Source organism: Bacteroides sp. D22, assembly GCF_000163675.1.
Taxonomy (GTDB): domain Bacteria; phylum Bacteroidota; class Bacteroidia; order Bacteroidales; family Bacteroidaceae; genus Bacteroides; species Bacteroides xylanisolvens.
In genome coordinates, this window is record NZ_GG774800.1 from 205,549 (window position 1) to 231,206 (window position 25,658).

Genomic DNA, 25,658 nt, shown 5'->3' on the forward strand with positions numbered 1-25,658 from the left:
CTCCGTACCTGCCAAGTGGATCATGACAGCAAGGCAATACGTGCTGAATATCTATACAGAAAACCGGGCTTATGCAAGACCTTTCAAAACAGAATTCGGATAAGAATCCTTTCTTTCCGGTTAGAATCTGCGTATTACCTCAAGTCGCATCGTGGGGTAAGGGGATGGTGGCTACATATTGATGTTGTGCTGTTGCTTTTTACTGAAAGCTGCTACTAACGACTCATAAATCTACCCTTAATCGTGTATTGGATGATAGTTGCGGATTTTAGGTCTTATAATCATTGAGGTAGTCTTCTCCTTTATGAGCTTGATAGGAGACGGTGAGAACTCATTGTTAGTTATTAAGACTATTACGTATGTATTTTCTTATGTATATCTTCAGAACGCATTTAAGAATCTGATTATTGCTTATCCTAGAAACAAAGGGTTTCGTATAATTTACCATGTAATACGTTTTGAATTTAAGCGGGCTACGCCTACACATGTACAAGGAATTATTGATAGAATCGAAAACGAACTAGATAAAGAGGAAAGATATGAAAATATTGATTGATAACGGTCACGGTAGCAATACTCCGGGTAAGTGTTCTCCAGATGGCAGGTTAAGGGAATACTCCTATACCCGTGAAATTGCTGGGCGTGTAGTATTTGAATTGCGTAAATTAGGTATTGATGCGGAACTGGTTGTGAAAGAGGAAATAGATGTTCCTTTGTCAGAACGTTGTAGGCGAGTGAATGAATATAAGACTTCTGAAGCAATTCTTATTTCTATCCATTGCAATGCAGCCGGTAATGGTTTAAATTGGATGCAAGCACGTGGTTGGGAAGCATGGACCAGTGTGGGACAGACAAAAGCCGATAAGCTGGCTGACTGTCTGTATGCTACTGCTGAAGAATGTTTGTTTGGAATGAAAATACGGAAGGATATGGCAGACGGTGATCCAGATAAGGAGAGTAGTTTTTATATCTTGAAACATACGAAGTGTCCGGCTGTTCTGACGGAGAATCTGTTTCAGGATAACAAAGAAGATGTGGATTTCCTGCTGTCAGAGGAGGGGAAACGGACTATTGTTTCTCTTCATGTGAAAGGAATTTGTAAATATCTGAAAGTATGAAAATGCTAATCTATATAACCATGTTCTTAACATTAGGAATATGGTTTGCTTCATGTAAGACTTCTCGCAATATTGGAATGCAAAAACAGGTGGATTATAGGGGAGAATTTCAGTTCCTTCGAAATGCTGTTGAGTCGCTAAGAACTGATGTAAGTAAACAAACGAAGATTACGACTGACAAATTGAGTGATTTGAAGATTGAAAATACAACAGTTTATTTTTCTTCTCCTGATTCAATCGGGAAACAATATCCTATAAAAGAAAGTACTACTACTGCATCTAAGAGAGAGCAAGAACGAATGGAAATAGATGAAACATTATCTTTAGCTTTGAAACAGTTTTCTAATAGGTTGGATTCGTTAAATGGTAAAGTTGATGTTATGTTGAATCTGAAAGAGAAGATAGTAGAGATTTCTTGGTGGGATATATATAAAGGTAAATTGTATTGTGCTATTGTTGGCTTATTAATAATTATTTTTCTGCATTATGGTTATAGAAACAAGTAATGCACTTGTTGTATAGAGATTTACTTGTATAGAGTGTCTTGCAAAAAAGTCACTAATATTAAATATAGAATAAATATTTTACTATATTTGCGTTTGAGTAACTGTATTATGCATTGAAAAAGAATATGAATAAAAGAAACATTATAATTGTAACCATCTCTATTGCAACAAATATAGCGTGTATTGCTTTAACATTTTGGGGAAATATTAAAAATAATGGTACTATAACAACTGATGCTTTCATTGGTATTATAGCCTCATTAATTGGAATCTGTGTAACGATTGTTGTTGGTTTCCAAATCGCTAACTTCCTTGAGTTACGTGAAGTAAGAAAGCAAGTGGAGCAGGTAGAAAAACAACGCGCGGAGCTTGAGGCATACAAACAATCTGTTACTGGTAATCTTCATACAGCAAGAGTTGGAGTAGCAAATGCTTTTGGTATTTTATCTGTAGTAGAAAGAGGAACATTGCTTGGATTTGCGGCACGAGTAAGTTCAATTGTATGTGATAATCTATATTCAACACCTGGAGATATTTTGCTTGCGAGATATCAGCAGTTATATTCAGAAATGTCTCATTTTCTACAAACTGATGACTGTATTGAAATGATATACCCTATCATTAATAATCTTAAATATATTGATATACCTAAAGATAAGGAGCAATATAATGAAATAATGAAGTTGCATTTTGAAATTATTTCTGTAGTAGATAATGCAAAACAGAAAGCTGATAATAAATAGAAATAATGATATGAGTAAGAGGTAGCCGAATAGCTACCTCTTTGTTTTGTAGCCCTCCCTATCAACAGCACACAATCAAACTCCTTGGAAGGGTTACATAAGATAGTACTAATATATAATTGAAAAGTTCGGTAAGGATATAAAAAAAGTGAGGGGAACCACCCCCTCACCAAAGTCAAACCAAAATAATCCGAATTATGTCCGTATTATCTTGATGTTGCAAAGATACTACTATTTTTTGATAAAGCAATAAAAATCCCTGCATCGGCTCAAATGCAGGGATGGTGTCAAATAAGAGCTTAACTGATTTTTAATGATGTCTGATGAATCATTTCGCTAACATCGTTCAAAGCGTTCAGGAACGTTTTGAGTTCATTGTCAGTAAAGCGAGCCTTTTTCCCGTTGACCATATTCCCGTTAATACGCTGATATAGCCAGTTTCTACTTTTACCAAAATATTTCTTTGCAATATAACTGAATGAGATTGCTTCGGGCAATTCTCCAAGTTTATCACGTAATATGGCTTCTTCCGCTCTTTCTATATAATCATTGCAGGCGTTTACCGTTGCTTTTAGCCCAGTTTCAGATGCTTTTTTGTAGGCTTCCTTTTGGGCTTCCGGTAGTTTATTATATTTATCCTGCATTTCCTTTTTGAAAGCTTCTTTTTCTTCTGTGGTTTTTAGTTCTTTGAATCTTTCAAAGTCAGCCTGCATTTCTTTTGTTGGCAGGCAATCATTCCAATCTACCATAGCTTTTAATGTTTGTCCCTCCCCGAAGGGAGGGATGTTAATTACAACTTTTTTAATTTCTCTTGGATTTCGTTCATCCGATCGAGTATGTCATTTATAAGCGCTTCCCGTTCTTTGGCATTTTCAGGAACCCCATAGGCCTCGTGAAATGAAGCGAGAAGTTTTAAATTCTCATACTCTTGTTCTAATTCTTTTTTTTCTTCATCTTTCATCAGTTAAACATTAAAATTAAGAACTCTTATTTGACACTACAAAGATAATAAGCATTTGGTTATTATGCAAATTCTTAGTGATTTATTTTATATGTGATTATTCATTTTTCAAGTTGTCAAGTATTTCCCTGATTGCTTTATCAGCGTGTTTTCTCATTATTGTGACATAGTTGAAGATTGGTCTATCTTCTTTCATTGATTGCCCGATACAGTATTCCAGTGTACTAAGAGGAATTCCCAGGTCATATCCATGTTGGACGAAAGATTTGCGGGCTGAATATAGGGTGAATTTATGCCTGATTCCTGCCACCTTGCCTAATTGACTGATTTTCCTGGCCAGCAGGTTATAGCAGGAGGTATAGTTCTTGTATTTCCCGAATATGATTTTCCCTGTATTCTTTTTCATATACTTTTTTATAATGGGCTTTGCTTCTTCGGGAATGGAAAAGGAAATCAGGGAGTCCCCTTCTTTGGTGTTTTTGGTCTTTTTCCGGATGTAGTTTATTTCATCCGTCCGGAAATCGTATGCTAGTATGTCTACTAGGTTCATGCCGGCAAGATAATAAGTAAGCATGAAAATGTCCCGTGTGACGTTGAGATTGTAATGCTCTAAATTGGCATCCCTGATTGTCTTGAGTTCTTCGACGGTGATTTGCGTTTCCCTCTTTTGAGCTGATGGAATTCTGGCTGTGATGAAAGGGTCGATATCGTAGGTGACGTATCTCATCTTTATAGCATAGTTAATGATAACCTTTAGCAGGGTTATGTAGATGTTAATTGTGGTGCTTGACAGCTTTGTCTTTTTGAGCCATGATATGTACTGGTTCATTCTGATAGGGGTAATATGTTCCATGAGAGAACCGTTCCCGATGAATTGCATAAACTTGTTTGTGGCCAGCCGATAGAGTTTGTATGTCTTGGTACGTTCTTCTTCATCTATTTGGGACAGATATTCATCCACGACATCTTCGAACTTACGGTGCTTCTCTCCGTTTAACGGGTTAGTTATCATTTTGACTAATTGCGTGCACGTGAGTGAATCGGGGTAGTCCAGTTCCATGTATCGCTTGAAATAAAGGTTGTATAGCTGTTGTAATTTCGTATTGAGAAACTCTTTGTTTGGACGGTGTACTATTTTCCCGTTCTTAAACTCGTTTTCTCTTACCACTATATCCGTGGTGATGAATCTCGTTTCAGAGTTGTGTGCGACTCGAATTCTTATTTTGTGTGTCCCGTCTGATAACTTCTTTGCGGGAACTATTACCAATGTTAATGTAGCCATAATTTGTGTTTTTAGGGTAAAAATGGCGTTTTCGACCATTATTTTTTTAACATCCTATTGTAATTTGCTTATAATCAGATTCTAATCGGGGAATTTTCCGACCATAATCCGACCATTTTATAGCGTCAAAAGTGACGTTTTTGTTCTCTAATATAGACTACTAATTGATAAGAAAAATAGTTCGATTGTGCTTTTAATATGCTGTATATCAATAAAATAAAAATCGGAAGCTCATGCTCGCTCGCAGGCTTCCGATCAACACAAAAACTAAACTAGACTTAACTAAACTATTCTATTCTTGGAATTTCACAATCCCTTTCTGTTCTTTGCAAAGGTAGATATAAAACGGATTTTGGCAAACTATAATCGACAAAAATCACTTTTTTACCGATAAAATAATGAATAATCAGCTCCTTTCGTCAAGAAAAGTCTGAAAAACTTGCTTGTAACTATCGCTGATAGGAATATATGTCTTGTCAAACACGATACGTCCGCGGTCAATCACACGTATTTTATCTTTCTGTACGATGAAGGAGCGGTGCACACGTATGAAACGACTGGATGGCAAGAGCTCTTCCATGGCTTTCATACTCATCAGTGACAGGATAGGTTTGGGAGCGTCTTCCGTATATATTTTGATGTAATCTTTCAGTCCTTCGATATACATGATTTTCTTCAAGTCCACTTGTACCAGTTTGTAGTCACTTTTCACAAAGATACTGTCTATCTCTTCCGGTTTCTGCACGAGTTCGAACCATTGGAGAGCTTTGTTGGCAGCTTGCAGGAAATCAACGTATGAGATTGGTTTCAGCAGGTAATCGAGTGCGTTGACACGATAACCGTCGATGGCATACTGTCCGAAAGCGGTGGTAAACACAATACGGGTATGCGGATCTACCATCTTCGAGAACTCCAGACCGTTAAGCTCCGGCATCTGAATGTCCAGAAACAGGAGGTCGACCTCTTCGCCCGGCAATTCTTTCATCGCCTGAACCGCACTGGAATACTTTCCTGCAAGTTGCAGGAACGGAGTCTTACTCACATAACTCTCTAACAAGCTAAGAGCTAAAGGCTCATCGTCAACGATTGCACAACGTAACATCATACTATTTTATATCTAAAGTTTTATATCCAAAATCTTGTACTTGACGCTTTATACTAAACATTGGTACTTGACATTTTATACTGAACGTTTTTCTTTCTACTCTCTAATCTTGATACTCAATCTCGATTCGTATACCTTTTCGTCTTTTGAGACGCCTTTCAACCACGTATAAGCTCCGGGATAAAGTATCTCCAACCGACGGCTGACTTGTTCCAATCCCACGCCCGATCCACTCTTATCCTCCACTGTCTTAGGATGATTACTATTGCGGATTTCACAAATCACTTCCTTATCATTCTCCAAAATATGAATACTGATGAAACTCGATTCAGTAGGGGAGATGCCATGCTTGAAAGCGTTCTCTATCAAAGAGATAAAGATAAGCGGGGCAATGAGCGTCTGACTGTCGGGCTGAATATCGAATTTAGTAATCATTTGCACGTTGGCGGACAGACGGATGCGCATCAGTTCGATGTAATTGCGGATAAAATCGACCTCCTTACAGAGAGGAACGTATGTCTGCTGGTTATCATATAACACATAACGAAGCAGTTTGCTCAACTCCTGAACTGCCTGTTGCGCCTTGTCCGAATCAAATGCAATCAATGCATAGATGTTATTCAGCGTATTCAGCAGAAAGTGAGGGTTCAGTTGGTTTCGCAGGTTCTTCAGTTCCGCTTCCGCACGATTCCGTTCCGCCTCTTTTCGGGCAGCTTCATTCTGTGTCCATCGGGCACTCATGCGGATAGCGGCACTTAGTCCGATAGTGAATACGAGACTCAACATATCCCTAAGGAAAAACAACCATCCCGGAGGCATCCCTGGTCTTTTTGATTTGGGAGCGAATGACGGATCGAACGTCAGACTTTGCCAGAGATGAAGCAACACACCGATGGCACATAAAAAGATAATATTGTAGACCACATATCTTTTGGCCTGACTCTGGAAAAGATAGCGCGGCACAAGAATGAAATAATTCACGTAGAACACAATCATGAAAGAGAGTGGTACGGCAAGGTGGCGTGTATAAGCCATCCAATTAATGTTCCCGTTCCCACGTTCGACGAAGAAGAACGGGAAACCGAACATAATCCCCCAGCTGATAATATGTATCAGTACTTCTAGGGGACGACGTGCGGATGTAAAGGTTTGTTTCATAAAGACAAAGATAATTCTTTTATTGGTAATTATCCATTTTATTCGTATCTGATGGCTTCTATCGGATCTAAATCTGCTGCTTTCTTAGCCGGATACCATCCGAAGAAGACTCCTGTAACTGTACATACTGCGAAGGAGAGGAATACGCTCCACGGCTGGATATAGATAGGCCAATGCGCTACGCTCTTGACAATCCAGCTGGCTCCGCAGCCGATAATCACTCCGATGATACCTCCCGTGATACTAATCATGATGGCTTCGATGAGGAATTGACTTAGAATGTCGACCCCGCGTGCGCCGACAGACATACGCAGACCGATTTCACGGGTACGCTCCGTAACGGATACATACATGATATTCATAATCCCGATACCACCCACTACCAGCGAAATACCTGCGATGCAAGCAAGCAGGGTAGTCATCAAATCGGTGGTTGAGTTGAGCATCGTGCTCAATTCCTGTTGGGTGCGGATGGTGAAATCATCGTTATCCGAAGCCTTCAGTTTATGGTTGCGGCGGAGGATTGTACTGATTTCGTCAGTTGCATAGTCCGTCATATCTTCGGTGAGGGCAGAGGCAAACACTCCCTGCAAATACGTAACGGCAAGCAGACGTTTCATCACGGTGGTATATGGTGCAAGCACTACGGCATCCTGGTCTTGTCCCATAGAGTTGTACCCTTTTGCTTTGAGCACTCCTACTACACGGAAAGGTATTTTGTTGAAACGGATAATCTTACCAACCGGATCACTTCCGTCCGGAAACAGATTGTCGACTATGGTCTTTCCAATCACGCACACTTTGGCCGAGCTCTGTATGTCAGCTTCTGTAAACATATCTCCGTTCTCAACAGTCAGTTGGCGAATATCGAGATATTCTGTTCCGACACCGTTCACCGAAGCCGGATAGTTGTTGTTACCGGCAATAAGCTGTCCCGATGACGAGACATTGGGACTGATGGCAGACAGGAAACTGGTCTCATCGCGCAAGGCCTCGTAGTCGGCTAGCTTCAAGGTCTGCATCGCAGACGGGTCCTGCCGGACACCTCCACGCATATCGGCTCCCGGATGAATCATAATCATGTTCGATCCCATCTCGGAAATCTGCTGCTGGATGCTTTTCTTCGAACCTTGTCCGATAGCCAGCATCGTGATGACGGAAGCAACACCGATAATGATACCGAGCATGGTTAGAAAAGCACGCAGCTTATTGTTCGCCAATGCCCGGAGAGCTATCTTTAATAAATTAGTTCCATTCATGTTTATAAAGTTATGGAGTTATTAATGGAGTTATGAAATTATAAGGCTATTATAAGGTTATAAAGTTATGAGACTGTAAAATGTTGGCGTGATGCTCTAAGCATATCATCTTATAACTTCATTGTTCCTTATCACATGAATTGCTTCTTATAACTTCATTACTCCTTATCACATTAATTAATCCTCGTCGTTCTTTGGCAATGCCGCCAGTGCTTCGGCGGCAGACAGAATTTTGGGATTGGTCGTATCTTCTATAACCTGACCGTCACGCAGCCGGATATTCCGGCTGCTATATTGCGAAAGTTCGGGATTATGTGTCACAAAGATAATCGTACGTCCCTCTGCATGAAGTTTCTGAAACAGTACAAGTATCTCGAAGGAAGTACGGCTATCGAGGTTTCCGGTCGCTTCGTCGGCAAGAATCACTGCCGGATTGTTGACCAAGGCACGTGCAATGGCTACCCGTTGCATCTGTCCGCCGGACATCTGGTTGGATTTGTGTTCCAGACGATCCCCCAATCCTACGGCCTGTAAAGACTCGATGGCACGTCGGCGACGTTCGGAAGCACTGACGGCAGAGTTATACATCAGCGGTAGTTCCACATTTTCCACAGCCGTTGTTTTAGGCAACAGGTTGTAGCTTTGGAACACGAATCCAATCTTCCGGTTTCTTAGTACCGCACGTTGAGGCTTGCTCATCGTACGTACGGGAATATCGTTGAGCAGATACTCTCCGCTTGTCGGGGTGTCCAGGCAGCCTAATATATTAAGCAGCGTGGATTTTCCCGAACCGGAAGTACCCATGATGGTGACAAACTCCCCTTCATTGATATTGAACGAAACGCCCCGCAATGCGTGAACGGTTTCGTCGCCTACCTGAAAGTTACGTTTGATATTTTGTATTTCAATTACTTTTTTCATTGTAAATAATGTGCTAATGCGCCAATTCGTTATTGGCACATTGAATAATTATTTTTTCTTCTTACTTCCCGGAGGGCCCGGCATGAACGGACTTCTTTCTCCACCATTTTCCATATTTCCTTCAGGGCCCATGTTTTCACCGGGCATTACACCTATAGTAGCTTCTGTTACCACCTTTGTCCCTTCAGGAATACCACTGATAATTTCGGTGGATATGCCGTTGCTGATTCCCACTTCTACCGGATGAGCGGTGAATGTAGTTCCTTCGTGCGTCCAAAGTTTATGTTCGCCTTCGCAATCTTTCACGATGTCATTTTTACCGATCAGCGGTTTTTCCGGTGTGAATCGTAAGGCTTTGTTCGGAACGGACAATACGTCTTTTTTGTCAAGGATATAAATCGTGACATTAGCCGTCAAACGCGGTTTTAGTTTCAAGTCGGGGTTGGGGGCAGAGATGACTACCTCGTAGGTAACTACGGTGGTAGTGCTGCTCGTGCTGCTCGTACTGCTTGCGTCGCCCAAACGAATCTGTGTAACCACACCTTCGAATACATCATTCGGATAAGCATCTACCGTGAAGCTGGCACGCTGACCTTCCATTACACCGCCTATATCCGCTTCATCCACATCGGCTACTACCTGCATTTGTGTCAGGTCGGCAGCAATGGTGAACAGAGTCGGAGTTTCGAATCCGGAAGCAACGGTTTGTCCTGCTTCTACATCACGGCTGATAACAACTCCGTCAATCGGTGAAGTAATGGTAGCGTAAGATAGGTTACGTTCCGCTTTCGCGAGCGATGCCTTACTGCTGTCATAGCTGCTTTTCGCTTTCTGATAATTGTAGAGTGCCTGTTCGAAGTCCGTATCGCTAATCAATGACTTTTCGTGCAAGCCTTTGCTGCGTTCATAATTCTTTTTCTGATATTCATATTCAGCTTTCGCACCATCGTAAGTTGCCTGCTGTGAGGCCAGTTCACTTTGCAATGTGACGCGGTCCATCTCAGCAATCAGTTGTCCTTTGGTTACTTCCGAGTTGTAGTCTACGTAAATTTTGTCGATGATACCGGACACCTGCGTACCGACTTCTACTTCTGTCACCGGTTCGATCGTTCCGGTAGCAGTCACCGAATTTGAAATATCGCCTTTACTGATAGTAGCGGTGGCGTACGTCACTTTGTGTTTGGCGGGTGAACCGGCAAAGAGCCATATTCCTGCTCCTACAACCACAACGACTACTACGGCGATTAGAATAATCTTTTTCGTTTTCATTCGTTTATTATGCTTTTACTTATTTATAATGCTGATTTTATACTCTTTATAAAGCTAATTGATCTCCCTGATAGAACTTCAGCAACTGCGTATTCAGTATAGCCATATATTTAGCCTGAAGCTGTTCCTGCTGTGCTTGCAGCAAATTATTCTTTTCAGTAAGGAGTTCTACGGTATTCTTCATTCCCAGATTAAACTGTTCGCTAATCAACTCATAGCTGATTTGTGTACTTTTCAGCTTTTCGTTTGCGGCAGCATAACGCTGTTGCGCGCTGTTGGCATCCAGCCAAAGGCTTTCAATGGTTTTGTACAGTGCCTTTTGTTCGTCAAGCAAGGATAACATGCTCGTTTCGTACTGCAATTTAGCTTTTTGTACGGCACTTTTCGTTTGACGGTTATTGAAGATAGGCACACTGACAGACAGTCCGATAGAGTTGTTCCATCCGTTCTTCACTTGTTCTCCGAAGGTAAAGTCGCTGCCGCTGGTATGGTTGGTTCCGATTCCTGCGCTAAGGCTGATGGTAGGGAAATAGCTCGATTTAGCGATATTGATACCCAGTTCAGAAGCCTCTACATTCAGTTTGCTCGCTTCAATCTCCGGACGAAGGCTCAATGCGCTGATGTACACATCTCTTTTGGTAGGCAGCGGAGCCAGTACATTTTCGTCGGACAGGGCAGGGAGGTAGATGTTCATTTCATTCTCCCCATCCAGTTCGAGCAGTTGTTTCAGTTGTAATTTGTAATCTTCAAGAGTGGCTTGCGCTGTGACAAGTTGGTATCGGTCGGTGCTCACCTGTGCTTCCAGTTGCGCGAGGTCGCTTTTGGCAATACTTCCGGCATTCAGAAGTTCCTGTCCTCGGTCGCGCTGCGCAATGGAAACTTGCAGGGTGTTTTCGTTTACTTTCACAGATTCGGCTGCATAAAGAATCTGGATATATACTTGAGCGATGGACTCTTGAATATTATTTTCGGAAGTCGCCACATCCAGCTCGGCCATCTGATTATTCAACTTCTCCTGTTGGATCGTTTTTAGTCGTTTATTACCATTATATAGAGTCCACGAAGCATTCAGTCCATAATTACCGTTGTAGCTCGTTTTGCTGTTGCTACTGATAATCTCGCTACCGCTCACCCGGCTACTTGTCTCCTGATACGGACGATTCACCACCTGATGGCCGGTAGAAAACGAAAGGCTGGGAAACAAGGCAGCTTTAGCTGTCTTCACATCAATCTGCGTGCTGACCGCAGTGATCCGGTTCTTACGAATTGTAATGTTCTGTTCCTTTGCATAGTCGATGCATGACTGCAAGTCCCATTGATCCGGGATTTTCGTTTCTTTCAGCGTATCGACTTGCAGCGGAGAAACCTGGGCAGATATGCCGGACAGCATACCTGCTCCAAGAAATGTCATCACTGTCAATCTTCTTACATTTATCATATTCATACTTCTATTGATTTACTGTTAGCGAAGGTACGTACATATTATATATGCCGCAAAAACGATAGACGGATGACGTTATTTCGCCGTTAAATGATTTTTTTCTGTCGATAGGTAGGTTTTTGAAGAAAAACACGACAAATCTTGCAACTTTTTTGACTACTTGTTTGTTTTAATTATAAAAAATGTATATTTGTACTCATTACAAATTATAACGTAAACATATGAAGAATACACTGCTTACGATCTGGAACTTCTATTTGGATGGTTTCCGTAGTATGACCTTAGGACGTACCCTATGGGTTATTATTTTGCTGAAATTATTCGTCATGTTCTTCATCCTCAAAATGTTCTTTTTCCCTGATTTCCTCGGCGACCACCCAACGGATGCCGATAAAGGTACATACGTGGGAAATGAACTGATAGAACGTGCCATCCCCGATAAATCTACTGATTTTTAACTCTTAAACTACATAGGATTATGATTGAAAGTATTGACACCTCGCTGATCGATTGGTCGAGAGCCCAATTTGCGATGACAGCCATGTACCACTGGATTTTTGTTCCCCTCACACTTGGACTGGCAGTGGTGATGGGAATCATGGAGACGCTGTATTATAAAACAGGCAACGAATTTTGGAAAAAGACTGCCCAGTTTTGGATGAAACTTTTCGGTATTAACTTTGCCATCGGTGTGGCAACGGGGTTGATTCTGGAGTTTGAATTCGGTACGAACTGGAGCAATTATTCGTGGTTTGTAGGGGATATCTTCGGTGCTCCGTTGGCTATTGAAGGTATTCTGGCATTCTTTATGGAAGCTACGTTTATCGCGGTTATGTTCTTCGGATGGGGAAAAGTAAGTAAACGTTTCCACTTGGCTTCCACCTGGCTGACAGGATTGGGAGCTACGATTTCTGCGTGGTGGATTCTCGTTGCCAACGCATGGATGCAGCATCCGGTAGGCATGGAATTCAATCCTGACACTGTCCGTAATGAGATGGTTGATTTTTGGGCGGTGGCTACCTCGCCTGTAGCAGTCAATAAGTTCTTCCACACGGTATTGTCCGGCTGGGTGTTGGGTGCTATTTTTGTGGTCGGTATCAGTTGTTGGTACTTGCTGAAGAAACGAAATCGTGAGTTTGCACTGGCCAGTATCAAGATTGGTGCAATCTTCGGATTGGTAGCATCGTTGCTTTCTGTTTGGACGGGTGACGGTTCCGGTTATCAGATTGCCCAGACACAACCGATGAAACTGGCAGCAGTGGAAGGTCTGTATGAAGGCGGAACGAATGTCGGTCTGGTCGGAATAGGAGTATTGAACCCTGAAAAGAAGACTTACAACGATGGGAAAGATCCTTTCCTCTTCCGTTTTGAAATCCCGAGTATGCTTTCTTTCCTTGCCGAGCGTAATGTGGACGGTTACGTTCCGGGCATTACGAATATCATCGAAGGTGGGTATCAGTTGAAAGACGGATCGAAGGCTCTCTCTGCTGCCGAGAAGATAGAACGTGGTAAAACGGCTATCGGCGCATTAGCTGCCTATCGTGCTGCAAAGAGTGCCGGACACGAGGAGGATGCAAAGATTGCATATAATGTATTGCAGGAAAATATTCCCTATTTTGGCTACGGATATATCAAAGACGTGAACCAACTGGTTCCGAATGTTCCTCTCAACTTCTACGCATTCCGTATAATGGTAATCTTGGGCGGATATTTCATCCTGTTCTTTATAGTCGTTCTTTTCTTTATCTATAAAAAGGATTTGAGTAAGATGCGCTGGATGCACTGGATTGCTCTGCTGACAATTCCTTTGGGTTACATCGCCGGACAAGCCGGATGGGTGGTTGCCGAATGTGGTCGTCAGCCGTGGGCTATCCGTGATATGTTGCCTACGATGGCTGCTATCTCCAAACTGGATGTAAGCTCCGTGCAAACTACGTTCTTTATCTTCCTGCTCCTGTTTACAGTGATGCTGATTGCAGGTGTCGGAATTATGGTGAAAGCTATCAAGAAAGGACCGGACGCATAATACTTAATACTTATTACTTAATACTTGAAACTTATGTATATATTTTTGCAACAATATTGGTGGCTTGTCGTTTCCTTGCTGGGAGCCATACTCGTGTTCTTATTGTTTGTGCAGGGAGGTAATTCATTATTGTTCTGTCTGGGTAAAACCGAAGAGCATCGTAAGATGATGGTGAATTCTACCGGGCGTAAGTGGGAGTTTACGTTTACTACGTTGGTGACGTTTGGAGGAGCTTTCTTTGCTTCTTTCCCGTTGTTCTACAGTACCAGTTTCGGTGGTGCTTATTGGCTTTGGATGATTATACTTTTCAGTTTTGTATTGCAGGCTGTCAGTTATGAGTTTCAGAGTAAGGCAGGAAATCTGTTAGGTAAAAAGACATATCAGACTTTCTTGGTGATTAATGGGGTAGTGGGTCCTGTGTTACTTGGCGGGGCGGTGGCTACTTTCTTCACCGGTTCTGATTTCTATATTAATAAGGCCAATATGACAGACACTATAATGCCGGTAATCAGTCATTGGGGAAATGGCTGGCACGGGTTGGATGCGTTGACGAATATCTGGAATGTAATTCTCGGATTGGCTGTCTTCTTTCTTGCCCGTGTATTGGGATCACTCTATTTCATTAATAATATTGATGACAAAGAACTGACCGACAAATGTCGTCGCGCAGTACGCAATAACACAGTCTTGTTCCTTGTATTCTTTTTGTCGTTTGTCATTCGTACATTGGTGTCCGAAGGCTTTGCCGTTAACCCGGAAACGCAGGAAATTTATATGCAGCCATACAAGTATCTCACAAACTTTATCGAAATGCCGGTAGTGCTGGCTTTATTCCTGATTGGAGTGGTACTGGTTCTTTTCGGTATCGGAAAAACATTGCTTAAAAAGACTTTTGATAAAGGTATCTGGTTTGCAGGAATCGGTACGGTGCTGACTGTTTTATCTTTGCTACTGGTAGCAGGGTACAACAACACTGCCTATTATCCGTCATACACTGACCTGCAAAGCTCATTGACATTAGCCAATAGCTGCTCCAGTGAATTTACACTGAAAACAATGGCTTATGTTTCCATTCTTGTTCCGTTCGTGATTGCTTATATTTTCTACGCTTGGCGTAGCATCGACCGGCATAAGATTACCGAGAAAGAAATGGATGAAGGAGGACACTCATACTAATATATCATTTGCATATTAGTCTTTTGTCTGTGTATTAATAATTTTGTCCATACACTCATACATTGTCCATATAGAATTTTGAAATAGAGATTCTAGTCGGAACAAATAAACTCCCCTTATTTAACATCACTCTAAGTCATGGTAGAGAGATAAAATAAGGGGAGCTTTTTATATATTTTATACTTAACGTGTGTGCCTAAACACTTCGGGCATTATGACACCCTCGTTATGAATTACACTAATGCTAATTATTTATTGACTACATTCTCCGGTTTGCCAGAAATGTAAGCCTGAAGATTGCTGATTGCAATATTCATCAGACGTTCGCGAGCCTCTATGGTTGCCCAGGCAATGTGCGGAGTGATGTAGCAGTTCTTTGCTGTCAGCAATGGATTATCGGCACAAGGCGGTTCGGTAGAAAGCACGTCTACGCCGGCTGCATAAATCTTACCGCTGTTCAAAGCATCTGCAAGATCTTGTTCGTTGATAAGCGGTCCGCGACCGGTATTGATTAAGATGGCTGTCGGCTTCATCATGGCAAGACGGCGTGCATTCACCATTTCGCGTGTATCCGGTGTAAGCGGGCAGTGCAAACTGATAATATCGCATTCGCTGAACAATTGATCCAAATCCATCTTTTTGATTTCCGGTGGCAACTGGAAGTGAGATTTAGAAGTCAATGCGTACACTTGCATACCGAATCCGATAGCAACACGCGCTGTGGTATATCCGGTGTTTCCCAATCCTACCAGACCGATTTTCTTATCCCGAAGTTCCATCAACGGAGTGTCCCAAAAACAGAAATCTTTGTTGTTTGTCCAACGGCCTTTGTGCACTTCTTCGGAGTGGTGTTGCACTTGTTGAGTGATGTTCAGGATATGCGAAAATACCATTTGAGCAACGGAAGCGGTGCTGTATGAAGGAATATTAGTAACGACGATTCCCCGTTCTTTGGCAGCAGCTGTGTCTACCACGTTGTATCCGGTAGCCAATACACCGATATATTTCAGTTCGGGCAGTGCAGCCATGTGGTCTGCATTGATGATTACCTTGTTAGTCAGAATTGCTTCTGCACCGGCTGCACGTTCTAATACCTCTTCCGGAGCTGTACGATCATAAATTGTACATTCTCCAAGAACTTTCATACCTTCCCAGGATAAATCTCCGGGATTGGCGGCAAAGCCGTCTAAAACTACAATCTTCATTTCAATTTCAATATTAATAATAAGTTATACGTGTTTTCTTAACAACATATTGATATTATAGGCACGGATTATACGGATTTCACGTTTTCTAAAAAATAAAGCATCTGCGTAATCTGTGTCTGAAAAATATCATTTCTTGAATTTGTCTCCCCACAACTGTATCATCCGTTCGGCATGCTTCTGCTCTGCCGGATTGTTTTGCGGTTGCCATATCCGTTTGTCTTTCAGTTCGTCCGGAAGGAATTGCTGTTTGACAAAGTTACCTTCATAGCTGTGTGCATATTTATATTCCTGTCCGTAGCCCAGTTGCTTCATCAGTTTGGTCGGAGCATTGCGCAGATGCAAGGGGACAGGCAGATTGCCGGTTGAACGGACTAACTCCAGTGCGTCATTGATCGCGCTGTATGCCGAATTACTCTTCGGACTGGTAGCCAGATAAATCGTTGTTTCAGCCAAAGGAATCCGTCCTTCGGGCCAGCCGATTTTCATCAATGTTTCAAAGCAGGCGTTAGCGAGAAGCAGTGCGTTCGGGTTTGCCAAACCAATGTCCTCGGCGGCCGAAATCACCAGTCGGCGGGCAATGAAAGCAGGATCTTCGCCTCCTTCCACCATACGGGCCAGCCAGTAGATCGCTCCATCGGGATCACTGCCACGAATAGACTTGATGAAAGCGGAGATAATGTCATAATGCATCTCTCCATCCTTGTCGTATGCCAGCGGATTTTGTTGCAACCGTTCGGTCACCATTTCATCGGTGATGACGACAGTCTCTTCCGTTTCCGATTGCACAACGAGTTCCAATATATTAAGCAGCTTGCGGGCGTCTCCACCGGAGAAACGCAGCATGGCAGTTGTTTCTTTCAATTCAATTTTGCGTTCTTTCAATACGGCATCCGTGGTGATGGCACGTTGCAGAAGTTCCAATAAATCTTCTTTCTCCAAAGATTTGAGCACATAAAGCTGGCAACGGGACAGGAGAGGGCGGATGACCTCAAACGACGGATTCTCCGTTGTTGCGCCAATCAGCGTGACTGTTCCGTTCTCTACCGCTCCCAACAGAGAATCCTGCTGCGACTTACTGAACCGATGGATTTCATCGATAAACAGAATCGGGCTGGACTGTGAAAAGAAGCGGTTGCTCTTGGCACGTTCTATCACTTCGCGCACATCCTTCACACCGGAAGTCACGGCACTTAACGTATAGAAAGGGGTTTCCAGTTTGTTGGCAATGATTTGCGCAAGGGTTGTTTTACCCACTCCGGGAGGTCCCCAAAGAATAAACGAAGAGATGCGTCCTGCGTCAATCATTTTCCGCAAGATAGCCCCCGGTCCAACTAAATGTTTCTGACCGATATAATCATCCAAAGTCTTTGGCCGTAACCGTTCTGCTAGTGGTTGCATAATTTTTTAGAATACCATTAATACCATGAAGCGGATACCGTTTTTGTTGATACCCGGATTATCACGATAAGTGAAACGATGTACATACTCAACGTGCAGCAACTTGAAAATGTTGTAGATACCTACACTTGCTTCGACATACGGCACTTTCGGGTCCATCACGAAACTGGTGAACTTACCGTCGCGTGTCGGGAAACGGAACAAATCGGGATTGTTGCTCTTGAACGGATTGTTCTTGTCCGTCAATGTTCCCCACAAAGCACGTACACGGAACATTTCCCTCCATTTCAGGTTCTTGATAAGAGGAATACGGTTGAAGAGTTTTCCATTCATGTCGTATGATAATGACATGGAAGCGTAACGGTCGTTCAGGAATTCCATGTTATTAATCAAGTTGAACGTTTCGCGCTGGGTGATGTAGGACAAGTTGGCTTCCGGCAGGATTAACAACGGGAAAGGAACTGTGTTCCATTCTGCACCTGCTTTCACGCTGCAATCAATCTTTCCCCAGGAAGCCGGGAGCCAGAAACGTTTCCACACACTTGCTTCCGTGCGGTTAAAGTTATAATCCCCGCCCAATACTCCTTTGAAACCCATGGCATGAGTGAGCGTAAAGATAGGAGCGTCCAGCGACACAGGCACGCGGCGTTGCTTGGAGTTGACAAATGATTCGCCCGGCGCGTAACGTAGCGTCAGACTTGCTTCGGAAGTCGTGACATCGTGCACACGGGTTTGTGCGGCATCATTACGCAAATATTCCAGTTTGCCGGTAGGCTCGTCGTTACGGTGTCGCAACATGGCTTTCACTCCGAATCCGGTCAGCGTTTCGAGTTCATAATTAATGGTGGCGTCGCGCATATACGACATTTGGTCTACTGTCGTTGTCTTGACCGACAGGAAGATATTATCTTTATCCGTAAACAGGAATTTGTCCATCGGAGACATTACGTCATAACTGTACGTTGCCGAAAGATAATGTTTCGGGAACTCCCAAACCACATAATCGCGTTTGTTGAACGAATAAGTCACCGTTCCGCTATATTTCCAGCGTTCGTCTTTCAGACCGTACGCTCCGTATCCGCTCAAGAACCAGTGCTTGTCGAAATGAGCCGTAGTCATACCGCTCAACCGGAAACGGGTGCCATCAATGTAATTGCTCGAAATCATGGTGTTGATAGGGCCGATGTCCACTTTGCTCGGATGCTCTTTGCTTCCTGTCTCTACAAAGTTCTCAATCAGTGCTTTCGCTCCGAAGATGATGTATTTGAATCCCGGAATCTGTTCGAGACGGTTGACGAATACATCCATCGAACTTTCTTTCTTTGTCAATGGTACTTGACGGACACTCGCCCAGTACTCATCGCTTTTCGAGAGCATATCCGCTTCTTTTATCACGCTGCCTTTCAACCGGAACAGTCGTTGTTCAATAGGATCGAATTTATAATTACTATATTTCGTGGTTCGTTCCACCTGCAATCCACCTGCTGTTTTGTTGGAATTCCAGGAAAGGTCTACGGTCATGTCATCATCCGCCAATACCCAGTTGCCGTTGGGCAGTTGCTCATACTGTTGCGTGATGTCCATGCGGTTGACAAAGTTGACTCCGGTCTTTTTAGGCAGGTTCATTGTACATTTCTGAACGGCGTATGTAGAATCGTTCAATACATACAGATGGCCGGTGAATCCGAAGTCCTGCGAGTTTTGCGGAACAAAAGTAAGGTGGACACATTCGCGTTTGTTTACCATCAATGTATCCATCAGATAATATTTATAAAATGAGATGGCATTGTTACCGATCGGACTGACGAAACGCTGCTGAAGCAACCGGATATCATCATCGTAGATATTGATGTCGGCAAATACGTCTTTCAGTACGGTACCGAGCATATCTCCCGTAGAGAAAAATTCTTCTATACCATTGGAGTTCTTTCCTTTGATAATCGTTTTCTTGTTTTCGGGATTTTTGCGGTAGATGGTTTGCGAGGACGTTTCCTGTACGGAAATAGGGAGAATCAACTTATTGGTTGTTTCCGACACTTCCACCTGATCTCTTAAGAATGAATATTTCTTGTAGATACCTTTTTCAAGCTTTTCCGGTGTGAGGTCGTTGATAGACATTTTCATCTTCTCGTACTTGTCGTACTGATAGTACTCGTTCACTTCGAGGACTTGTGCCTTTTTGTGTTCGATTACCTTCTTCATGAATTCCACTGCCGGATTGTTTTTGCGGGAATATTTCTCCTTTTGAGGTTTCACGACAACCTCGTTCAGGAGCACATTATCCGGAGCTAACTTAACGTTCACTGTCTGATTGTTGGAACCAACCCGAACCGTTTTACTGATATAACCTACAGCGGAGAACACCAGTGTTCCTCCGTTTCTGCGGGTGTCAAGACTGTATTCTCCGTCAATATTGGTGATGGTTCCCATATCTCTCTTCTCCTGATAGTAAACAGAGATATACATCAATGGCTCGTGGGTAATCGAATCAGTGACTACCCCTTTAATTTGCTGCGCAAAAGCATTGGAAGCTACCAATACGAGTAAGAACAGTATAAGTATTTTGTTATATCGTTGTATCATAACGTTCGTAGTAGGGCTGCAAAGTTAACAAATAACTCTAAGGATAACAGAATATATAACTTTTTTTACCCATCGTTTTTGGTTGTTTACAAGCATATATCGTCCGATAATTCAAGGAACATCCCGCTGTTAATCCTTTTGATAAGGGCATTTCCGCATTTCGTTCTCCCGGTTCCGGTATTTGAAACCTTTGCTCCCGTTGTAGGGCACTTTTTGTTTCGACCCTTGAAACTTTTTGTTTCCCGGCATGAAACTGTTGGTTTCTCGGTGTGAAACACTTTGTTTCTCGGTGTGAAACTATTAGTTTCAAGGCGTGAAACTAACAGTCCCATGCCGGGAAACGGAATGGAACATGCCGGGTAAATGTTATTTGCTCGTAAGTATCTGTACAATACGCTCTGCGGTACGTCCGTCCCAACGTTCGGGAAGTTCGCCACGTTTCCATTCACCGTGCATCAGTGTATCCATGGTTTTGGCAAGCAGGGCAGGATCTTCTCCGACAAGTTCGTTGGTTCCCATGCGCCACGTTTCCGGATGTTCGGCATACGTGTTGAGTGTGATACAAGGAATACCTAGGAAGGTCGCTTCTTCGGCTACGTTTCCTGAATCTGTTATGATTCCTTTCGCCTTGTTTATCAGATAACCGAAGAACAGGTAGTTTTGCGGCGGCATGATATGGAGATTCGGAGCTTCGATGTCCAACTCTTTAATGGCATTACGTACGTAGGTATGTAGCGGTGCAACGATAGGCATACCGGCGGACTTGTCGATGATTGTTTTCATCAACTGACGCAGATTCTCCTTATTGCCGAGTAATACACGACGGTTGAGAGTAAATAGGAGATAATTTCCTTCTTGCAGTCCCAAGACGGAGAACCATATCGGTTTGAGCAAGCGGTTCCGGTTATAGCGGATGGCATCAATCAGAATGTTACCTACATAGTATACGTTTTCGCTTTCCGTTCCTGTCTGGTTCAGGTTGCGGTTGGCAACCATGCCGGCTGTGAACAGATAGTCGGATAGTCCGTCTGTAATCATGCGGTTGACTTCTTTCGGCATTTTCATATCGAAAGAACGGGTTCCGGCTACGAGATGCGCTACCTTGATACCTTGTTTCTTGGCAACGATGGCACAACTCATGGTTGCGGTCAAGTCGTCTACCACAAGGACTACGTGTGCCGGATTTTCCGTCAGTTCTTGTTCAAAGGCTACCATGATTCCGGCTGTCAAACTCGTTGGATTACTGCTTTCCACTCCCAGATATACATCAGGAGCTTTCATGTCGAGATCCGAAAAGAGAGAAGCATCCAGACTCGTATCGTCTTTCCTCCCGGTATAAACCAGTCGGTAAGAGATACTTTTACCCAGCGCCCGTGCGGCTTCAATAGCGCGTGTAATGGGAGCTATCTTCATAAAATTGGGGCGTGCCCCCGCAACAATTGTTATTTTCATATTGTTTCTACCTAATTCGGTTTAATTCGTGAAGCAAAAGTACATTTTCTTACGGAATTTATTCGTTACTTTGCATACAAAATAACAAATATATGCCCACATTCGTTCAAATTCTTGATTTTATAGGCACATTTGCCTTTGCTATTAGTGGTATCCGGCTAGCTTCGGCGAAACGTTTCGACTGGTTCGGCGCTTATGTGGTAGGACTTGCTACGGCTATCGGCGGCGGTACCATCCGTGATGTACTGCTCGACGTGACACCGGGATGGATGACTGACCCTATCTATCTGATTTGTACAGGACTGGCTTTGTTATGGGTCATCTGTTTCGGACGCTGGCTCATCCGGCTCAATAATACTTTCTTCATTTTTGATACCATCGGTCTGGCACTGTTTACCGTGGTAGGTGTAGGCAAGAGCATTGCTTTGGGGTATCCTTTCTGGGTGGCGATTATCATGGGTAGCATTACGGGAGCGGCCGGTGGGGTGATTCGTGACGTATTTATCAATGAAATACCTCTTATCTTCCGAAAGGAGATTTACGCAATGGCTTGCGTCGTAGGCGGTATTGCATATTGGATTTGCGATCTCGCAGGTATGGAGTCCTACGCTTGTCAGTTGATTGGCGGATCAGCCGTATTTCTGACTCGCATCTTAGCTGTAAAATATCACATTTGCCTGCCTATATTAAAAGGTGGGGAAGAGCCGGAAGAATAAAAAAGATATTGCCCGAGTGAATGTGTTCATCTTGTTTCTATCGGATAGCTAAGAATTAATAGTTTATATTATAAAATTAGGCACGGATTACACGGTTGCTGTATGGTAATCATCATTCTAACAACCGTGTAATCCGTGCAATCCACGCTAATAATACAAAATTATTTAGCCCGTTTCTCTTACTTGTTTTTTGTTTCTTACTTCTTACTTCTCTTCCTTTATATACAGCTCCCCCTGAAAACTAATGGACTGACGGTTTTGCATATTGACATCAATGCTTGCCGAACCATTGGGGAATACTTTGACTCTGTATTCATACCTGTCTTCGGGATTGCGTGCGATAAACTCGATGACGGCATTTCCTTTCTTATCCATTTCCATACTGTATTCTTTGAGCACAGCTTTAAAATTTAGCCCGTCGCCTCCGCCATAGGGGATGCTGTAAGCCCGTCCATAATAAGGCAGATAAGAAATGACCGAATCGTTTCTGATTTCCAGTGAGTAGGAAGATGTCAAAGGGATGGAGCGTCCGCGCATCGGCATGGCGGTGTTGACATCTATCTTGTAGTTTTCAGATTCAATCAGCTTCTTTACGGCTTCTTTCTTCTGTTCTTTCTTTTCCTTTTTACTTTGAGCCGAAAGGGTAGGGATGCCTACTAGCAAGGCTAGTAACAGCATAAAGATTTGTTTCTTCGTTCTCATATCAGTTGTATTTAGGTTGATGTATATATGTATAACAACCAAATATAAGAAAAAGACAGGGATAGTTCTGTTTCCTTTAATGAAAATTAAACAGAAATCCCTGTTATTTATAAGTTTAGACCAATTAAGGGCATAATCAACTTTTGAATAAAAACGCTTGGGAAGAAAATTAGAACAGGCTTTTAGAACTGTTCCAGTATTTCAATTCGTTTTTCAATGGGAGGATGAGTGGCAAACAATCCGTTGATTCCGCTGAATATACTTTTCGATTTCTTTTTAGGATTCTGTATAAATAATTGCGCCACGTCTTTCCTTTCTACTGCCTCGATGGCAGGATCTGCCGATATTTTGCGGAGAGCGCTGGCCAGTGCCAACGGATTCTTTGTCATTTCTGCCGATCCCGCGTCTGCCATGTATTCGCGTTTGCGTGAAATGGCAAAACGCATCAGGCTTGAGAAAAGATAACCGATGGCGGCTATCACTAAAGCGAGTAGAATGAAAAGAAAAATACCGCCACTACCTTTGCTGTTGCTGCGTACACGTATGTGTGTGATGGTATATAGGGTGATTTCTGTCAGCATGGAAAAGATACCGACAAAGACGATGGATATTATCAGCAAGCGCACGTCACGGTTGCGGATATGACTTAGCTCATGCGCAATCACTGCTTCCAGTTCTTCATCATTCAGTTTTTTGATGATACCTTCCGAGAGGGTAACAGTGTATGTACGTTCATTGATGCCGCTTGCAAATGCATTCAGAGAACTGTCATAGATGATATTGATTTTCGGCATCTTCATGCCTTGCGACATACATAGGTTTTCTACCAGGTTGTAAACGCGTTTATTCTCTATACGATCCAGCGGTTTGGAACCGGTGGCAGAATTGATAATGCTTGTGTTAGCCCAGTAGGCAATCAGAAACCAGATGATTACGATTCCCATGGTGTATGGCAATGAAGAGAGGAAGAAATGATTGACCATTGGCATTATTTCTATTTCCATACTCTTTCCGTATCCAAAAAGAACCAACAGGTAGCAGGATAAATAGAGGAGTGCTGCCACGAGACAGGGAAACAGGAACAGTAGAAACGCAGAGCGCAGATTATTCCGGCTCTGCTGTGTTTGGATTCCGACGTATTGCATGCGTGTTCAACTTTTGTAATTGAGTGGACGGTGTGAATAATGAGTTTAGAAACTTATTTTAGGTGCTTGATCCAGATTCGCACGTTCATTCTTCCCTAGGTCGAACATGATTTCTCTTTGGAATCCGGTCATTCCTGCTACTATATTCGATGGGAATGTCTGTACGGCGTTATTATATTCTTTGGTTGCCGAGTTGAAGTAACGGCGGACAGCAGCCAGTTTATTCTCTACATCAGCAATTTCTTCCTGTAATTGCAGGAAATTCTGATTAGCTTTCAAATCGGGATAAGCCTCGAGAGTGATTTTCAATCCTGCAAGAGCAGAGCTTAACTGGTTTTCGGCAGCTATCTTATCATCAATCGTTTTTGCGCCGACTGCACCGTTACGTGCCTGAATCACCCGGTCGAGCGTTTCCTTTTCGTGTGCGGCATATCCTTTCACGGTGTCTACCAGTTGGGGAATGAGATCATGGCGTTGTTTCAACTGTACATCGATGTCGGCGAACGCATTTTCACGATTGTTTCTCAATTTCACTAATGAGTTGTACATGGAAGCAAAGAAGATGCCCAGCAATACAATAATCCCTACAATAATAAGTATGGTCATAGCTTTTTGTTTTATTTAATAATATAAAATCAAAAGTAATCTATTTGGTTCTTTTAACCAAGTAGTAGGGGGTAAATTTCGCTAATACCACCTAAAAACTGTCAGAAAGCACCCAAAATCTGTCAATTGATAGAATTTCACCCTAAAAAATAACGGATCCTACCCTGCTTGATAAGCAAAATACCTTTAAACTTGCAAACATCGAGAAAAACGAAATATTAACCATAAAACCATTAAAGTATGAAAAGTTTAAGTTTCAGAAAAGATTTAATTGGAGTACAGGAAGAGTTGCTTCGTTTTGCTTATAAATTGACGGCCAACCGTGAAGAAGCAAATGACTTATTGCAGGAAACATCTTTAAAAGCATTAGACAATGAGGAGAAATATGTTCCGGATACAAATTTCAAAGGATGGATGTACACTATCATGCGTAACATCTTTATAAATAACTACCGTAAAATAGTACGCGATCAAACTTTTGTTGACACAACCGATAATTATTATCACTTAAATCTGCCACAAGATTCAGGATTTGAAAGTACGGAAGGTGCTTACGACCTGAAAGAAATGCACCGCATCGTCAACGCACTCCCCCGGGAGTATAAGATTCCTTTCTCTATGCACGTATCTGGTTTTAAATACCGCGAAATCGCAGAGAAATTAGGATTACCATTAGGCACAGTGAAGAGCCGCATATTCTTCACACGTCAACGTTTACAACAGGAATTGAAAGATTTTGTATAAATGAGGATAGCGCATACAAACAAGCTTATTAGCAGAAGGAGCAAAGAGATAGATTCTCATTGCTCCTTCCTTTTTTATAACCTAATTTTATTTACGATTAAACGATTTACGATGTACGATTGAAATTTGAATTGTGAAT

General features: G+C 42.6%; 24 protein-coding genes and 1 pseudogene. 9 read left to right on the forward strand and 16 right to left on the reverse strand.

Annotated features, from left to right (window positions below; genetic code table 11):
- Positions 1-265: 265 nt before the first annotated feature.
- From HMPREF0106_RS28235 to HMPREF0106_RS17355, 4 genes and pseudogenes are all read left to right on the forward strand, one after another.
- A pseudogene (locus HMPREF0106_RS28235) lies at positions 266-556 on the forward strand (hypothetical protein); the annotation flags it as partial.
- Positions 540-1,118: an N-acetylmuramoyl-L-alanine amidase gene (locus HMPREF0106_RS17365; protein WP_009039440.1), complete on the forward strand. Its 579-nt coding sequence runs from the start codon at positions 540-542 to the stop codon at positions 1,116-1,118. The pseudogene HMPREF0106_RS28235 and the gene HMPREF0106_RS17365, both read left to right, overlap by 17 nt.
- The gene (locus HMPREF0106_RS17360; RefSeq protein WP_009039441.1) at positions 1,115-1,624 is read left to right on the forward strand and encodes a hypothetical protein; all 510 of its coding nucleotides are present in this window, start codon (positions 1,115-1,117) and stop codon (positions 1,622-1,624) included. Before HMPREF0106_RS17365 ends, HMPREF0106_RS17360 begins: the two co-directional genes overlap by 4 nt.
- A 125-nt stretch (positions 1,625-1,749) precedes the next feature.
- On the forward strand, positions 1,750-2,367 hold the full coding sequence (locus HMPREF0106_RS17355) for a hypothetical protein (RefSeq protein WP_009039442.1): 618 nt from the start codon (positions 1,750-1,752) through the stop codon (positions 2,365-2,367).
- A 299-nt stretch (positions 2,368-2,666) separates the two neighbouring features.
- Here HMPREF0106_RS17355 and HMPREF0106_RS17350 read toward each other — a convergent pair whose 3' ends face one another.
- From HMPREF0106_RS17350 to HMPREF0106_RS17315, 9 genes are all read right to left on the reverse strand, one after another.
- The gene (locus HMPREF0106_RS17350; protein WP_009039443.1) at positions 2,667-3,116 is read right to left on the reverse strand and encodes a DUF5053 domain-containing protein; all 450 of its coding nucleotides are present in this window, start codon (positions 3,114-3,116) and stop codon (positions 2,667-2,669) included.
- Positions 3,117-3,157: 41 nt separating this feature from the next.
- On the reverse strand, positions 3,158-3,328 hold the full coding sequence (locus HMPREF0106_RS27415; RefSeq protein ID WP_004313367.1) for a hypothetical protein: 171 nt from the start codon (positions 3,326-3,328) through the stop codon (positions 3,158-3,160).
- Between the two features lie 97 nt (positions 3,329-3,425).
- On the reverse strand, positions 3,426-4,649 hold the full coding sequence (locus HMPREF0106_RS17345; RefSeq protein ID WP_032851145.1) for a site-specific integrase: 1,224 nt from the start codon (positions 4,647-4,649) through the stop codon (positions 3,426-3,428).
- A gap of 367 nt (positions 4,650-5,016) precedes the next feature.
- Positions 5,017-5,715 (reverse strand): LytR/AlgR family response regulator transcription factor, encoded by a 699-nt coding sequence (locus tag HMPREF0106_RS17340; protein ID WP_008775895.1) that lies wholly within the window; start codon positions 5,713-5,715, stop codon positions 5,017-5,019.
- 96 nt (positions 5,716-5,811) lie between these two features.
- Positions 5,812-6,873: a sensor histidine kinase gene (locus HMPREF0106_RS17335; protein ID WP_008643898.1), complete on the reverse strand. Its 1,062-nt coding sequence runs from the start codon at positions 6,871-6,873 to the stop codon at positions 5,812-5,814.
- A gap of 38 nt (positions 6,874-6,911) precedes the next feature.
- The gene (locus HMPREF0106_RS17330) at positions 6,912-8,132 is read right to left on the reverse strand and encodes an ABC transporter permease (RefSeq protein WP_004313364.1); all 1,221 of its coding nucleotides are present in this window, start codon (positions 8,130-8,132) and stop codon (positions 6,912-6,914) included.
- A 177-nt stretch (positions 8,133-8,309) separates the two neighbouring features.
- Complete coding sequence (locus HMPREF0106_RS17325; protein WP_032851147.1) at positions 8,310-9,053, reverse strand: ABC transporter ATP-binding protein; 744 nt, start codon at positions 9,051-9,053, stop codon at positions 8,310-8,312.
- Between the two features lie 48 nt (positions 9,054-9,101).
- The gene (locus HMPREF0106_RS17320) at positions 9,102-10,322 is read right to left on the reverse strand and encodes an efflux RND transporter periplasmic adaptor subunit (RefSeq protein ID WP_009039446.1); all 1,221 of its coding nucleotides are present in this window, start codon (positions 10,320-10,322) and stop codon (positions 9,102-9,104) included.
- A gap of 46 nt (positions 10,323-10,368) precedes the next feature.
- Positions 10,369-11,766 (reverse strand): TolC family protein, encoded by a 1,398-nt coding sequence (locus HMPREF0106_RS17315; protein WP_009039447.1) that lies wholly within the window; start codon positions 11,764-11,766, stop codon positions 10,369-10,371.
- Positions 11,767-11,984: 218 nt separating this feature from the next.
- Between HMPREF0106_RS17315 and HMPREF0106_RS17310 the strand changes: the two genes are divergently transcribed.
- Genes HMPREF0106_RS17310 through cydB form a run of 3 tightly spaced genes read left to right on the forward strand, consistent with a single transcriptional unit; the run spans position 11,985 to position 14,965 of the window.
- On the forward strand, positions 11,985-12,221 hold the full coding sequence (locus HMPREF0106_RS17310; protein ID WP_008643891.1) for a DUF4492 domain-containing protein: 237 nt from the start codon (positions 11,985-11,987) through the stop codon (positions 12,219-12,221).
- 20 nt (positions 12,222-12,241) lie between these two features.
- Positions 12,242-13,789: a cytochrome ubiquinol oxidase subunit I gene (locus tag HMPREF0106_RS17305; protein WP_004313358.1), complete on the forward strand. Its 1,548-nt coding sequence runs from the start codon at positions 12,242-12,244 to the stop codon at positions 13,787-13,789.
- 33 nt (positions 13,790-13,822) lie between these two features.
- The gene (gene cydB / locus HMPREF0106_RS17300) at positions 13,823-14,965 is read left to right on the forward strand and encodes a cytochrome d ubiquinol oxidase subunit II (protein WP_009039448.1); all 1,143 of its coding nucleotides are present in this window, start codon (positions 13,823-13,825) and stop codon (positions 14,963-14,965) included.
- Between the two features lie 248 nt (positions 14,966-15,213).
- On the opposite strand, the gene HMPREF0106_RS17295 is transcribed toward cydB, so the two are convergent.
- The 4 genes from HMPREF0106_RS17295 to wecB form a co-directional block, all read right to left on the reverse strand.
- Positions 15,214-16,170, reverse strand: a complete 957-nt coding sequence (locus HMPREF0106_RS17295; protein ID WP_008017346.1) for a D-2-hydroxyacid dehydrogenase — start codon at positions 16,168-16,170, stop codon at positions 15,214-15,216.
- Between the two features lie 129 nt (positions 16,171-16,299).
- Positions 16,300-17,571: a replication-associated recombination protein A gene (locus HMPREF0106_RS17290; RefSeq protein WP_004316871.1), complete on the reverse strand. Its 1,272-nt coding sequence runs from the start codon at positions 17,569-17,571 to the stop codon at positions 16,300-16,302.
- A gap of 6 nt (positions 17,572-17,577) precedes the next feature.
- Positions 17,578-20,154 carry a DUF5686 and carboxypeptidase-like regulatory domain-containing protein gene (locus HMPREF0106_RS17285; protein WP_004311580.1) on the reverse strand — a complete coding sequence of 859 codons (2,577 nt, stop codon included), beginning with the start codon at positions 20,152-20,154 and terminating at the stop codon, positions 17,578-17,580.
- Positions 20,155-20,520: 366 nt separating this feature from the next.
- The gene (gene wecB / locus HMPREF0106_RS17280; protein WP_004311581.1) at positions 20,521-21,606 is read right to left on the reverse strand and encodes a non-hydrolyzing UDP-N-acetylglucosamine 2-epimerase; all 1,086 of its coding nucleotides are present in this window, start codon (positions 21,604-21,606) and stop codon (positions 20,521-20,523) included.
- 92 nt (positions 21,607-21,698) lie between these two features.
- Between wecB and HMPREF0106_RS17275 the strand changes: the two genes are divergently transcribed.
- A complete protein-coding gene (locus HMPREF0106_RS17275) occupies positions 21,699-22,322 on the forward strand; it encodes a trimeric intracellular cation channel family protein (RefSeq protein WP_004311582.1) in 624 nt (207 codons plus the stop codon).
- Between the two features lie 204 nt (positions 22,323-22,526).
- On the opposite strand, the gene HMPREF0106_RS17270 is transcribed toward HMPREF0106_RS17275, so the two are convergent.
- The 3 genes from HMPREF0106_RS17270 to HMPREF0106_RS17260 form a co-directional block, all read right to left on the reverse strand.
- Positions 22,527-23,024, reverse strand: coding sequence for a DUF4251 domain-containing protein (locus tag HMPREF0106_RS17270; RefSeq protein WP_008022096.1), 498 nt, complete (start codon positions 23,022-23,024; stop codon positions 22,527-22,529).
- Positions 23,025-23,206: 182 nt separating this feature from the next.
- Positions 23,207-24,169 (reverse strand): M48 family metallopeptidase, encoded by a 963-nt coding sequence (locus tag HMPREF0106_RS17265; protein ID WP_008643886.1) that lies wholly within the window; start codon positions 24,167-24,169, stop codon positions 23,207-23,209.
- A 45-nt stretch (positions 24,170-24,214) separates the two neighbouring features.
- Positions 24,215-24,775 (reverse strand): LemA family protein, encoded by a 561-nt coding sequence (locus HMPREF0106_RS17260; protein ID WP_004311585.1) that lies wholly within the window; start codon positions 24,773-24,775, stop codon positions 24,215-24,217.
- Positions 24,776-25,015: 240 nt separating this feature from the next.
- On the opposite strand from HMPREF0106_RS17260, the gene HMPREF0106_RS17255 reads away from it, so the two are divergent.
- Complete coding sequence (locus HMPREF0106_RS17255; protein WP_004300346.1) at positions 25,016-25,519, forward strand: RNA polymerase sigma factor; 504 nt, start codon at positions 25,016-25,018, stop codon at positions 25,517-25,519.
- The last annotated feature ends 139 nt before the right edge of the window (positions 25,520-25,658 follow it).